10 protein-coding genes are annotated in these 12,641 nt (G+C 64.3%); 4 read left to right on the plus strand and 6 right to left on the minus strand.

The window, feature by feature from the left end; genetic code table 11:
• Nucleotides 1-99 precede the first annotated feature (99 nt).
• On the plus strand, nt 100-2,406 hold the full coding sequence (locus tag PQ457_RS17635) for a TonB-dependent receptor (RefSeq protein ID WP_273620157.1): 2,307 nt from the start codon (nt 100-102) through the stop codon (nt 2,404-2,406).
• A gap of 57 nt (nt 2,407-2,463) precedes the next feature.
• On the opposite strand, the gene PQ457_RS17640 is transcribed toward PQ457_RS17635, so the two are convergent.
• The 5 genes from PQ457_RS17640 to hppD all read right to left on the minus strand — a co-directional run bounded on the left by PQ457_RS17640 (nt 2,464) and on the right by hppD (nt 9,636).
• The gene (locus PQ457_RS17640) at nt 2,464-3,783 is read right to left on the minus strand and encodes a DUF3999 family protein (RefSeq protein WP_273620158.1); all 1,320 of its coding nucleotides are present in this window, start codon (nt 3,781-3,783) and stop codon (nt 2,464-2,466) included.
• Nucleotides 3,780-6,575, minus strand: a complete 2,796-nt coding sequence (locus tag PQ457_RS17645; protein WP_273620159.1) for a DUF2339 domain-containing protein — start codon at nt 6,573-6,575, stop codon at nt 3,780-3,782. Before PQ457_RS17645 ends, PQ457_RS17640 begins: the two co-directional genes overlap by 4 nt.
• Before the next feature lie 108 nt (nt 6,576-6,683).
• Nucleotides 6,684-8,015 carry a fumarylacetoacetase gene (fahA, locus tag PQ457_RS17650; RefSeq protein ID WP_273620160.1) on the minus strand — a complete coding sequence of 444 codons (1,332 nt, stop codon included), beginning with the start codon at nt 8,013-8,015 and terminating at the stop codon, nt 6,684-6,686.
• Nucleotides 7,973-8,533 (minus strand): VOC family protein, encoded by a 561-nt coding sequence (locus PQ457_RS17655; protein ID WP_273620161.1) that lies wholly within the window; start codon nt 8,531-8,533, stop codon nt 7,973-7,975. The genes fahA and PQ457_RS17655 overlap by 43 nt, the downstream gene beginning before the upstream one ends.
• Nucleotides 8,533-9,636 (minus strand): 4-hydroxyphenylpyruvate dioxygenase, encoded by a 1,104-nt coding sequence (gene hppD, locus PQ457_RS17660; RefSeq protein WP_273620162.1) that lies wholly within the window; start codon nt 9,634-9,636, stop codon nt 8,533-8,535. The genes PQ457_RS17655 and hppD overlap by 1 nt, the downstream gene beginning before the upstream one ends.
• 156 nt (nt 9,637-9,792) lie before the next feature.
• Here hppD and PQ457_RS17665 point away from each other — a divergent pair, with 156 nt between their 5' ends.
• The 3 genes from PQ457_RS17665 (at nt 9,793) to PQ457_RS17675 (ending at nt 12,227) form a co-directional block, all read left to right on the plus strand.
• The gene (locus tag PQ457_RS17665) at nt 9,793-10,251 is read left to right on the plus strand and encodes an Lrp/AsnC family transcriptional regulator (RefSeq protein WP_273620163.1); all 459 of its coding nucleotides are present in this window, start codon (nt 9,793-9,795) and stop codon (nt 10,249-10,251) included.
• 51 nt (nt 10,252-10,302) lie between these two features.
• The gene (locus tag PQ457_RS17670; RefSeq protein ID WP_273620164.1) at nt 10,303-10,557 is read left to right on the plus strand and encodes a hypothetical protein; all 255 of its coding nucleotides are present in this window, start codon (nt 10,303-10,305) and stop codon (nt 10,555-10,557) included.
• An 89-nt stretch (nt 10,558-10,646) separates the two neighbouring features.
• Nucleotides 10,647-12,227 (plus strand): MFS transporter, encoded by a 1,581-nt coding sequence (locus PQ457_RS17675; protein WP_273620165.1) that lies wholly within the window; start codon nt 10,647-10,649, stop codon nt 12,225-12,227.
• A gap of 199 nt (nt 12,228-12,426) precedes the next feature.
• Here PQ457_RS17675 and PQ457_RS17680 read toward each other — a convergent pair whose 3' ends face one another.
• A complete protein-coding gene (locus PQ457_RS17680; RefSeq protein ID WP_420541007.1) occupies nt 12,427-12,639 on the minus strand; it encodes a cupin domain-containing protein in 213 nt (70 codons plus the stop codon).
• Nucleotides 12,640-12,641 lie beyond the last annotated feature (2 nt).

A 12,641-nucleotide genomic window follows, 5' to 3' on the forward strand; every position in this document is an offset into this window, starting at 1 on the left:
ACACATTCATGCAAGGGTGAACTAACATGCATTCTTGACTGAATGTTTCTTGAAGCCTAGCCGCAAGGCCAACAAATGCTTGCTTAGGGAGGATTCCGAATGAACATCCGGTCGATTATGGCTGGGGCCAGCCTGTCTGTGATGGCCATGGCCGCCCCCGCCTTGGCCCAGACCGCCGCTGAAGGCGCCAATGACATCATCGTTACCGCCCAGCGCCGCCCCGAAAGGCTGCAGAACGTGCCGGTCAGCGTGACCGCCGTTTCCTCCGACCTGCTCAAATCGCGCGGGCTCAATGATCTCACGCAAATGACGTTGGCCGCGCCCAGCCTGCAATCGGGGGCGGACAACAATTTCTCGGTGCGCGGGGTGGGGACCTCGGCCTTTTCGAATTCGATCGAATCCAGCGTTGCCTATGCGCAGGACGAGGTCAACCTGACCAACGCCGGGCTGGTTTACAGCTTTTTCGATCTGGCGCAGGTCGAGGTGCTCAATGGGCCGCAGGGGCTGCTGTTCGGGCGCAACGCCTCGGCGGGCCTGGTCAATGTGACCAGCGCCAAACCGCAACTGGGCAAGACCAGCGGGCAATTCGATCTGGAACTCGACCGCAGGCCCACGGCGGCCAATGATTCCTATGGCATCGTTGCGCGCGGCGCGGTGAATCTGCCGCTGGGCCAGACGGTCGCCTTGCGCCTGGCCGGTTTCAACGAGTATCAGACGCCGCTGGTGAATTTCAGCGGGCCTTTGAACAATGGCGTGCGCAACGAATTGGATCTGCGCCGCTTTGGCCTGCGCGCGGGCCTGTTGTTCAAGCCCAATGAGGCCTTCAGCCTCTATGTCGTGGGTGATGTGGGGCAGGATCGCGGCGTGCTGGGCCTGTTCGACACGACCTATCGCAGCCTTGGCGCGGGCAGCCTCAATGCAGCGCCGCTGGCCGCCACCGGCATCACGGCCGCTCCGGGCAACATCACGCTGGCGGGCAATGCGGGCTATTACCGCGATCTGGACCGCAATGGGCTTCAGGCCAAGGCCAGCTATCTGTTCGACAATGGCATCGAGATCAGCAATATCGCCGCGTGGAAGGGTTTCACCCGCCGTCAGCAGCTTGACGTCGACGGCACCGGATCGAACGGCGCCGACATTAATGCCAGCTCGACCAGCTTCAACCAGTACAGCAATGAATTGCGCCTCGCCCTGCCGGGCGAAAACCGGCTGAGCGGGCAGGCGGGGATCTATGTCTTCCGCTCGACGCTCAAGGAAACCGGCCAGATCGCGGGCAACAATTATTTCCCGGCCTTCCTGCTGCCCTCCTATCCCTTCTGCGTCGGCGCGACGGCGGTTTCGGGGGCTTTCCCGCCCACCTGTTCGGTCAGCAACAATTATTTCCTCGGCTTTGACCGCGTGGTGCGCCAGACCAATGACAGCCTCGCCGCTTTTGGCCAATTGACCTATAAACTGACCGATGCGCTGCAATTGATCGGCGGCGCGCGTGTCACGCGTGATAGCGTTGCGATCCATCTGGTGCAGAACCAGCAGAAATATTTCGTGCCCTTTGGCGTGGTCGAACCGGGCCGCAGCGAGCGCGTTTCGAACACCAATTTCAGCTACAAGCTGGGCGCGCAGTACAATCTGACCCGCGATCTGATGGCCTATGGCACTTATGGGCGTGGGTATAAGGGGCCGGGCTTCAACAACAACGAGGTCAGCACCACCGCCTCGCTGGCGATCAAGCCGGAAACCAACGAGAATGTCGAAATCGGCATCAAGACGAGCTGGCTGCGGCGCAGGCTGATCGTCAACATCTCGGCCTTCAGCTCGAATTTCAGCAATTATCAGGTCCAGTCCTTCGATCTGACCAGCGCCTCTTTCGTCACGCAAAATGCCGCCACGGTAAAGAGCAAGGGGGCCGAGCTGAGCATCACCGCGCGGCCGCTGTCGGGTTTGACGATCGGCGCGAATGCCACCCTGCTCGATTCCAAATTCGGCAATTTCCCCGGCGCGCAATGCTATCCGGGCCAAGGCTGCACCACCTATAACGCCGCCGGGCGCAGCACGCCGCTGGCGCCCAAATTCACCGGCACCGTGGATGTGAATTACGAATTCAACGCCAGCGGCCCGCTCCGCCCCTTCGTTGGCGCGAATTTCTATCACCGTTCGTCGATGAATTTCACCACCCAGCCTTATCCCGGCACCACCTATGGCCAGAGCAACATCTGGGGTGGCACCATCGGCTTGAAGGCGGACAATTGGCGCGTCTCGGTTTTCTGCAAGAATTGCGGGGATCAGCGCGTGCCCGGTTCGCTGGGGCTGGAATCGGGCGACGGCAATTCCGGCATCGCCACCGTCACCCAGCGCTATGGCATGAATTCGTTCCGCACGATCGGGGCGCAACTCGGCTTTAATTTCTGACCTTTGGCTGATCCCGGCGCCGCGCCCGCTCCCTTTGTCGAAGGGGCGGGCGCGGTGTCATGGTTCCTGCGGTTGGTCGTCATTGGCCCGGAACAGCCGATAGGCGGCAAAAGCCAGCACCAGCACCCCGCCGATCAGGACTGCCCACAGCGCGACGATGCGGGGCGCAAGCCCTGTTCGGGCCTTGCCGATGGCCACGTCGATTTCGACATCGCGGCCATCGTCCATCACTCGTGCCTGCGGGAATGGCCCCGGTCGGGTGACCAGCTCGGCCATGCCGAAAAAGGCGGGCGGGGCCTTGGCCTGCCCCACGGCCAATCGATAGGGCGCCGCGCCGTTCATCGCGGCCAGCACCTCGACAGGGGCAAACTGCAGGTCCAGCCGGGGCATCTGTGAAAACCCTGCGCTGCGCGTATCGGCCTCGACCATGAATTCGCGCGACCCGCCATCGCCCAGTTCCAGCAACGCCGCTTTCTCGCCCTGTCTGACACTGGCCAGCGCGAGCGGCGCCCATGGCTGGTCGGCGGCCGCGCGGCCCAGCAGACGGATCGGCACCACACCGTCCCGCCCCGTCATCGCCACCATCAGCGCCGTCGGGCCGGCTCCCGCAGGAAGGGTGAAAAGGACATGATGCGGGTCGGCCATTACCGCGCCTTTGGCCGCCACCGTCACGCGACGGGGCACCGGGTCTGGCGAGGTGGCAAGGCTTGCCCCGGTGACCATGGAGGCAGGGGCGCCGCTCCACGCCACACGCAGATAGCGCCCGCCCAGCACCTCGCCGCCCAGATCGAGCCTGCCAGACCCCAGCAGACCGGCACCCTGATCGGGTCGAAACAGCACTTTCCGCGTCAGATCTTGCCAATGGCTCAGATCACCGCCCACCGCGAGCGAAACGGTGACCGGCCTTTGCACGGGCACATCGGCATCCAGCGTGATCGACACCGCCGGTTGGTTCAGTTGGCGCGTGTCGAGCAGCACCGCATGGTCCGGGGCGGCGGGCGAGGCGTCATCGGTTTTGACGCGGATCGCCTGTGCGCCGCGGTCCACACGGACCGAAATACTGGAGCCCGGACTGGGGGATTGCGGCAGAGCGAAAGGGATCGCCTTGAGCCTGACCACCGCCAATTCGCCGGGGCCACCCGGCAACAGTGCCAGCGAGAGCGGCCTGTCCTGCGCGTCGAACACGCGGATGTCGCCCTTGTCCCTGCGCCTGATCGCCGCCAGCGCGGCAGGGGGAAGCGCGATGCGCTCAAGCGGCCCCGCATCGGCCTCCACCGGCAGGAGCAGCGCAAAATCGCGGGGGCCAAGCGGCTTGTCCCGGTCGCCCTGACCGCAAGAGGCCACCGACAGCAGCACCAGCGCGGCAAGGCGCTTCATGCCTCCACCCCGTTGCGGCTTTGGGCGCGCGGCGGCAACGGCACGAAATATCCGATCAGCAGCATCAGCAAGCCCACCCCGATAAAGGCCACAATGCGCGCGACGCCCTCAACCTTGGACATGTCCACCATCACCAGCTTGGCCACGACCACCCCCAGCAGCACCGCCCCGGCCAGCCACGGCGAGCGCTCTTGCCGCCGGTGGGCAAACAGCATCAGGCCCATGGCGATCATTGTCCAGAGCAGCGAGCAGCCCGACTGGACGATCTGGCTTCCGATCAGCTCCTCGCCGTCCCACCCCACGCCCAGAAAATGGTGCGCAGTGCGCAGCCAGACCGTGTTGGCGATGGCAAAGCCCAGCACGGCCCCCGCGCCCATTCCCGTTTCGCCGCCTATCGCCGCGGCTCCGGGGGGCGGGGCCGGAACCCGGCACAGCATCTGACGCCACAGGCCCAGCGATGCCAGGGCCAGCAGGGCCGCCAGATCCACAGGATTGAGCAGCGGCACATAGGGCAGGGGCTCGGTGACCCCTTCGGCCATCAGCGTGGTGGCCAGCGCCCCGCCATAGACCAGCACCGCCAGCACCCGCGCCCCATGCCACCAATAGGCCGACGCGGCCGGGTTGAGCGGCCAGCCAAGCCCTTCGGTGCCGGTTCGCGATGCGGCCTTGCCCGCCCAGCGCGTCAGTGTGAAAAGCATGGCGGTGGCGCTGATGAGGAACACCACGCCCGCCCATGATGTGTCCCACAGCGCGCCGCGATCAATCCCCAGCCACAGCCCGTCCGCCACCATGGCCGTGCCCAGGATCACCCCGCCCGCATGCATGGCGAGGCTCCAGCGATCACGCGGCAGATGGCGCAGCAGCCACAGGTGGAGGCTCACCGCCAAGACCCAGCAGAATACATCGGGGCTATAGAGAATATTGCGTCCATCCATCAGCGCCGTCGGAAAACACAGCGTCAGCAGCGGCAGCGAAAGCCTCGCGGGCCAGAGCGCGACCGGCCAATCCCTGCGGCGGCCAAAGGTCTGCGCCAAGGCCATGGCGGCAAGAATGGCCAGCATGGCTGCATAGATCTGCATATGGGAGGCAAGCGCGGGCCCGGACCAGTAAGGCGCGGCAGAAGCGGGCAGATAGCGGTCCGTCTCGCGCAGGATGCCAAGGCAAACCAGCCCAAAGCCGCCCAGAAACCATACATGGCGCAAATCGTATTCCCGCGACGCATAGGCCTGCGCCAGAAACGATCCGCTATGCTCCAGCCGCGCGCGCAGCAGCCATGCGGTGAACAGCACCGGCAAGGCCACCAGCATCGGCACCATGAATCCATTGTTGGCCAGCGGCAGCGCGGCAACATTGCGCTCTAGCGAGACCGCCACCATCAGCGCGGCGGCGGCCTGCAACAGCAAGCCGAAAGCGCGCGGCATCCAGCGCGCCTGCCGCGCGCCCACCCAGAAAGCGCCTGCGCCTTCGAGGGCCCATGTCGCGGCGGTCCATTTCGCCTCCAGCGCCAAAGGCACGGCCAGCGTCACAAAGCCCACCCCGATGGCCAGCAGGCATTCGGCGAGCAGGCGCATCTCGGCCCGGCGTTGGCGCAGGGTCAGCGCGGCGATGCCGAGATAGGCCGCGCCAAAGCCCAGCGCGGAAAAGGCTTCGGCAAAGGGACGGCCATGGACCAGCCCCGCCTGAAGCCCGAAACCGACGAGCGCGGTGCCGAACAGCAGGGTGGAATCGGCATAATGGCCCAGCGGTCCCGGCGTGTTGTGAGCATAGAGCACAGCAGCGGCCAGATAGATCGCAATGGAGGCGAGGAGAAAGATCTCGCACAGCAGGAAATGCCGCGTTTCGTAGGAGGAAAAGCCCCACAGGCCCGCCAGCAGGAAGGTGGCGGCAAAGCCAAGAAGATTGAGCGGCCGCCAGCTCTTTTTCCACCCAATCACAAGGATCGCCACGTTAAGGATGGTCAGATAGGTGAACAGGCCGAGCGGCGTGTCGGCTCTGCCCCCCAGCAGCACGGGCACCGCGAAGCCCCCCAGAAACGAAGCCAGCGCCATGGACAGCGAGTCCTGCATCATCGCCAGCCCGCAGCCCAGCGCCGCAAACAGGATCATGAAGGCAAAGGCCGCCGCCGGGGGCAGCACTCCATAGGCCTTGGCCGCAGCGAACACGACAAGGTAGAGCACCGCCACGCCCGCCCCCTGCAGCGAGAGGCCGAAAGCGGGCCGCTCGATCCGTTTGCGCAGGCCCACCAGCAGCAGGGCCACGCCGGTAAGAGCAATCAGCGACAAGCGCATCTCAATCGGAAACAGTCCGGCATTGGCCGCAAAACGCGCAAGAAAGACCAGTCCCACAAACAGGACCGCCAGACCGGCGCGCACGATCGTATTGCCGCCAAACAGCCATGCCCTCACCTTGACGATGGCCTCTTCGATCGGATCGGTGCGCGCGGGATGATCGGTCGGGGCGGCAATGGGGGCGACCCACGCCGCAGGTTCGGGCTGCTGGTGCGTTTCCGGGGCGGGGACGGCTTCGGGCGGGGGCACTTCCCGTAGCGGGGCTGTCTCTGTTTCTGTCTCTGCCTCGGCAAAGGTTTGGCTTTCAACCGGCCATGCCCCCGGTTCGGCTTCGGCCAGCGCGGCCTGCACCGCGGACTGGATTTCCCGCCGCATCAGCACGCGCAACCATTGGCCCATCACGGCGCCAAGCACAGCGCCGACAAAGGCGCCCGACAGGTTATAGCCCCGCGAAAAACCTCCCAAAAGTGCGCCCACCATGGCCGCCCAGCCAACAAATTCCATCCCCGTCTCACCCTCTCATCCGTTCCGTCAGCTTGGCAGATCTGATGGAAATGGAAAGCGGTGTGTCGCTTGCGTTGAAATGGTTCGGTCTGGCCGCCGCGCGACGTTTCAGCGCGCCGGATGGATCACCCCGCTGCACGGCCCAAAGCCTATGGCGCGATAGCCACCCCGCATCGCCCGCGCGCAAAGGGTCAGTTCGTCGCCATCCTCAAGGAAACAACGCTGCTCGCCGCTGGTCAGCATGGCGGGCTGTTTGCCGCCTTGCGAGATTTCCATCAGGCTGCCCTCGCTGCCGGGGGCGGGGCCGGAAAGCGTGCCGGTGCCCAAGAGGTCGCCGGTATGCAGGTCGCAGCCGTTCGAGGCATGGTGCGTGACGATCTGGGCAGGGGTCCAGTACATGGCCTGATCGGCCGCGCTTCTGCTCAATTCCTGCGCTGCCATGCCGCCCGCGCGCATCGCGGCGCTGGCCAGCGTGACCGACAGTTCGATCGACAGCGCGCCCCGGGCCTGATCCTGCGCGTCCCAAAGGTGGGGCAGAGGCACAGGATCGCCTTCGGGCCGCGCCGGTTGGGCCGCGCGAAAAGGGGCCAGCGCCTCGGCGGTGATGACCCATGGCGAGATGGTGGTGAGGAAACTCTTGGACAGGAATGGCCCGAGCGGCTGATATTCCCAGGCCTGAATATCGCGCGCGGACCAGTCGTTGAGCAGGCTGATCCCGGCGATCCGGTCCCAAGCCGCAGCGATCGGGATCGTCTGGCCCAAATCGTGATCGCCTGCGATCCAGATGCCCAGTTCCAGTTCGTAATCGAGGCGGCGGCAGGGGGCATAGGTCGGCTGATCGGCATCGGGCGGCTTGATCTGGCCCTTGGGGCGGATCACCGGGGCGCCCGATACGCGGATCGAACTGGCCCGCCCGTGATAGCCGATGGGCACATGCTTGTAATTGGGCAGCAGCGGATTGTCGGGGCGAAACAGCTTGCCGATGTTGGTGGCGTGGTGGATGCCGACATAGAAATCAGTGTAATCGCCAATCGCAAAGGGCAGATGCAATTCAACGCTTTGCGTAGGGCAAAGCCAAGGAGCGACCGCGTCTTGCCGTGCCGGATGGGTCAGTAGGGCGAAGAGGGCATGGCGCAGCGCGCGCCGCGTGACCACATCAAGGCGAAACAGGGCGTTGAGCGTTTGTTCGCCCAAAGCCGGGCGCAGGGCATCGGGCAGCAGGCCGGCCTCCGCCAGCCCCGCCAGATCGACGATATAATCCCCAATCGCAGAGCCAATCCGCCGTGCCCCGCCCTCGCGCGAAAAGACTCCCAGCGGCAGGTTGTGGACCGGAAAGTCGCCATGCTCGTCGGCGCCCTCAACCCAGCTTGAGGCGGCGGCATCATGAGTGTGGTCAATCACGCGCGATCTCCGTCCCCGGTCGGTTCGTGATGCAGCCATTGCGCATGGCGCGGCGCGCGCTTGGTCAGGCTCCATTCCTCCAGCATCACCGGGGCCAATTCGCGCAATTCGCGATATTGCTCGTCCGTGCCGATGTTGCAGGCCAGTTCCAGTCGATGGCCATTGGGGTCGAAGAAATAGATCGAGCGGAAAATGCCGTGATAGGTCGGCCCCAGCACGTCGATCCCCTGCGTCTCGATATGCGCCTTGGCGGAGAGCAAGGCGGCCTCATCGGCGACCTCAAAGGCCAGATGCTGAACCCACGCGGGCGTGTTGGGGTCGCGGCCCATCTCGGGCTGGCCCGGCAATTCGAAGAAGGCCAGGACATTGCCGCCGCCCGCATCCAGAAACACATGCATATAGGGATCGAAGGCCCCGGTGGAGGGCACATGATCCTCGGCAAAGGCGGTGGTATAGGTCATGCCCAACACGCGGGCGTACCATTCCACTGTCTCCTTGGCATCGCGGCAGCGATAGGCGACATGGTGGATGCGCTGTAATGTGGGGGCCTGTGTCATCACGCCTTCTCCGTCACGTTCAGCGCGCCGCGGCGCAATTGGTCGCGCTCGATGCTTTGGAACAGGGCGGTGAAATTGCCCTCGCCAAAGCCTTCGTCCTTTTTGCGCTGGATGAATTCGAAAAAGACCGGGCCGATCACCGTTTCGGAAAAGATCTGGAGCAGCAGGCGCGGATCACCCTTTTCGGTGCTGCCATCGAGCAGGATGCCGCGCCTTTGCAATTCCTCCACCGGTTCGCCATGGCCGGGCAGGCGTTCGGCCAGCATCTCGTAATAGGTCGCGGGCGGAGCGGTCATGAAGGGCGTGCCAAGCGCCTTGAGCGCATCCCAGCCCGCGATCAGATCGTCGCAGCGGAAAGCGACATGCTGTATGCCCTCGCCATTATAGGCGCGCAGGAATTCGTCGATCTGGCCGCCGCCCGCTTTGCCCTCCTCGTTCAGCGGAATGCGGATCCTGCCGTCGGGCGCGGTCATGGCCCGGCTGGTCAGGCCGGTATATTCGCCCTTGATGTCGAAATAGCGGATCTCGCGAAAGCCAAAGACGCGCTCGTAGAAATGCGCCCAATGGGCCATCCGCCCGCCATAGACATTATGCGTCAGGTGGTCGATCGTGTGGAATCCGGCGCCGACCGGGTGGCGATCGACACCGGGCAGATAAGTGAAATCAATGTCATAGATCGACAGTTCATCGCCATAGCGGTCGATCAGATAGATGATCGAGCCGCCGATGCCCCGGATCGCGGGCAAGTGTAATTCCATCGGCCCGGTTTTGAGCTCTACCGGTTCGGCCCCGCGCTCGATGGCGGTGGCATAGCCATGGGCGGCATGGCGCACCCGCCAGCCCATGCCGCAGACCGATGGTCCATGCTCGGCGGCGAAATAGGCGGCGGGGCTGTGGGCCTCATAATTGGCGATCAGGTTGATCCCGCCCTGACGCCACAATTGCACATCCTTGCTGCGGTGGTTGGCTATATGGGTAAAACCCATGGCGGCAAAGACCGGTTCGAGCAGACCCTTTTCCGGCGCGGAAAATTCTATGAATTCAAAGCCGTCAAGGCCGAGGGGATTGTCGAACAGGTCGGCGGGGCGGGCGTCGTCGGCCATGCATGTCTCTCCACGATCAAAGGGCTGCGTTTTGCCGCAGCCGTTGGAGAAGTTTCTATCGCAAAACCCATGCGTGGTCCGCGCGAAGTTGGGGGGTAAACGGCTTCATTGCGCGCCACTCTTGCGCTCATTTGTCCTTTCATGCAAAAATGGCGCATGGATCAACTCGACCGCAAAATCCTGACCCAGCTTCAGGCCGACGCCTCGCTGTCCCACGCCGACATTGGCGAGATCGTCCACCTGTCCGCTTCACAGGTCTCGCGCCGGATTGCCCGGCTGCAACAGGATGGCATTATCCGCAAACAGGTCGCCCTGCTGGATGAGGAAAATCTGGGCCTGCATGTCGAGGCCTTTGTCGCCGTGACGATGAGTTCCTATGCGCCTGAGGTGATCGGCGGTTTTCATGGCCGTATGCAGGCGATCGGAGGCGTGCTGGACTGCTGCGCGACCACGGGGGATTCCGACTATCTCCTGCGTATTCTGGCGCGCGATCTGCGCGGCCTGTCCGAATTGATCAATCAGGACATTCTGGGCCATGGCGATGTGGCCAGCGTCCGCTCCAGCGTCGTCCTGGACCGGATCAAGCGCACCACCGAACTGCCGCTGGGGGATTGAAGGGCGCGCGCCATCTTCACCATGGCGCGCCGACAGGCTAAGGCGGCCGCGATGACCGATATTCACCCGACCCCGCTCGAACGCGCCGCCCGCGCCATGTATGACAATGTTCAGCCCGATTGGGACTGGAGCGATCCTGATGCCGAACCGATGCGAAAAATGTATCGGGACAATGTCCGCGTGGCCTTCATGGCCGTGATGCAGCCCAGCGTGGCCATGATCGCCAAGGGCAACGTCAGAATGGAGAGCGCAGATTGCCTTGCCGTGTGGCAAACGATGGTGGCGGCCATGGTGCAGGAGAGTTGATCGCCCTGTTCCCATGATCGGCCCGCTCGCGGCTTTCCCTTGTCCGACAATGGGATTATCACGCCTCGGCAAGGGAAGGATGGGGGCAGATGGGATCGATGAAAAGCACGCTTGCGGACAGGCACATATGGGCCTTTGTCGCAGGCTGCATTGCCGTGACATTGGGCGTTTGCGCCCATTTGCCGATGTTTGCGATGGCGCGCGCCATGAATTATCAATTAGCGGGCATGCCGATGGACAATACCATGCTCTTTGGCATGGGGCTGATTGTTCTGGGCACGATGGTTGCGGCCTATGGGCTTTTGCCGCGCAATCTGGCCGAGCAAAAGGCCAATGCCGCCCGGATCGTGGTGGCCGCGCCCGAGGATGCGCATCTTGGCCCCGCGCATTGGGGGCTGATGGCGGTGCTGACGCTGGCGCTGGTCATCGATGTGATGAAGCCGGCTTCGCTGGGCTTTACCGTGCCCGGCATGATCAGCGAATATGGCGTGCCCAAGAAAACCGTCTCGCTGGTGCCGTTTTTCGCGCTGGCCGGGACGGTGACGGGATCGGTGCTGTGGGGCTGGATCGCCGATGTTTATGGGCGCAAGGCCTCGATCCTGCTCTCGGCGGTGATGTTTGTGGGCACCTCGATCTGCGGGGCGATGCCCAGTCTGGCATGGAACATCGCCATGTGTTTCATGATGGGCGCGGCGGCGGGGGGGATGCTGCCGGTCACCTATGCGCTGCTGGCCGAAATGATGCCCAATCGCCATCGCGGCTGGAGCCTGGTGCTGGTCGGGGGGCTGGGGGCGGTCGGCGGCTATTTCGCGGCCAGCGGCATGTCGGCCCTGCTGCAACCGGTCTTTGGCTGGCGCATCCTGTGGCTTGCGAATTTGCCCACCGGGCTGACGCTGGTGCTGCTGGGCGCGTTTATCCCTGAATCCGCGAAATTCCTGCTGGCGCGCGGCCGGGCGCAAGAGGCCGAGGCGGTCATGCGCCGGTTCGGGGCCAAGGCGCGGCGCGCGCAGGCCCCTGTCGATGGCGGCGCGCGCGGGGCCCACACGCTGGTCGGCTTTCAGCTTTACGGCAAATTGACCGCGCTCAGCATCTGCGCCCTGTCATGGGGTCTGATCAACTTTGGCCTGTTGCTCTGGCTGCCAGCCGATCTTGTGGCCAAGGGCTATTCCGTGGGCGTATCAAGCCGCCTGCTGGCCGAAAGCGCGCTGATCGCCTTTCCAACGGTGTTCGTGGCCGCGCTGCTCTACAGCCGGTGGAGCACCAAATGGGCGCTGACCTCGATGATCGTGCTGACCCTGCTGGGCCTGCTTCTGGTCTTGCGGCTGGAACTGGCGGGCGGCGGCAGTCCGGTTCTGCCGGTTGCCCTGCTGATCGTGGGCACGAACGGCATCATCGCCATTGTGCTGCCCTATACGGCCGAGAGTTTTCCGCTGAAGGTCCGTGGCCGGGCCACAGGCTGGGTCGCGGCCTGCACCAAGGGCGGCGGCTTGCTGGCGCAGGGTCTGACGATCGGCGGGGTCGCGCTGTCGATGGGGGCCTCCTCGCTGATGGTGATGGTGCCGACCGCGCTGTCGCTCTTGCTGGTAGCTTGGTTCGGCAAGGAAACACGCGGGCGCGATCTGCGTGAACTGGACGAGGATGCAGGCCCGATCAGCGCCATGTCGGCCTAGGATCGCGGTTTGCGGAAAGACTGGACCTTTGCTGCCATGCAAAGCGCCAACCCCCGATCAGGGCCGGCAATGCGGCAAGAAAGGCGCAGATGGGATCTCACGAAGCATCTGGCAAAAGGATGGGCTGGGCGATCAGAAAACGCAGGGCGCCCGGCTGCGCATCAATGACCGGCCAGCATTCCTCCTTGCCCTGCGCGCCCTACCCTTTGGCGCGGGTATGCGCATCGCGGGGATGGACCTGAACCGAGAGATTCTCGCTGGTGAAGATATATTTCACCAGCAGTGCGTGCAGCGGGGCGGGCGAATCGAACCAGATCTCGCCGGTCTTTCCCTGCGCGGGCGAGGGGAAAGGCGGGGGCAGATCGGCGCGGCCCCACGGCTTGTCCACCGTGATGCGCGGCAAAAGCTGCAACC

Origin of the sequence: Novosphingobium humi (genome assembly GCF_028607105.1) — a bacterium.
GTDB lineage: Bacteria > Pseudomonadota > Alphaproteobacteria > Sphingomonadales > Sphingomonadaceae > Novosphingobium > Novosphingobium humi.

Coding starts and splice junctions, on each gene's coding strand:
- PQ457_RS17655 (WP_273620161.1), bottom strand. CDS start 8,533: ATGACACAGGCCCCCACATTACAGCGCATCCACCATGTCGCCTATCGC.
- PQ457_RS17670 (WP_273620164.1), top strand. CDS start 10,303: ATGACCGATATTCACCCGACCCCGCTCGAACGCGCCGCCCGCGCCATG.
- PQ457_RS17645 (WP_273620159.1), bottom strand. CDS start 6,575: ATGGAATTTGTTGGCTGGGCGGCCATGGTGGGCGCACTTTTGGGAGGT.
- fahA (WP_273620160.1), bottom strand. CDS start 8,015: ATGGCTGCATCACGAACCGACCGGGGACGGAGATCGCGCGTGATTGAC.
- PQ457_RS17665 (WP_273620163.1), top strand. CDS start 9,793: ATGGATCAACTCGACCGCAAAATCCTGACCCAGCTTCAGGCCGACGCC.
- PQ457_RS17675 (WP_273620165.1), top strand. CDS start 10,647: ATGGGATCGATGAAAAGCACGCTTGCGGACAGGCACATATGGGCCTTT.
- PQ457_RS17640 (WP_273620158.1), bottom strand. CDS start 3,783: ATGAAGCGCCTTGCCGCGCTGGTGCTGCTGTCGGTGGCCTCTTGCGGT.
- PQ457_RS17635 (WP_273620157.1), top strand. CDS start 100: ATGAACATCCGGTCGATTATGGCTGGGGCCAGCCTGTCTGTGATGGCC.
- hppD (WP_273620162.1), bottom strand. CDS start 9,636: ATGGCCGACGACGCCCGCCCCGCCGACCTGTTCGACAATCCCCTCGGC.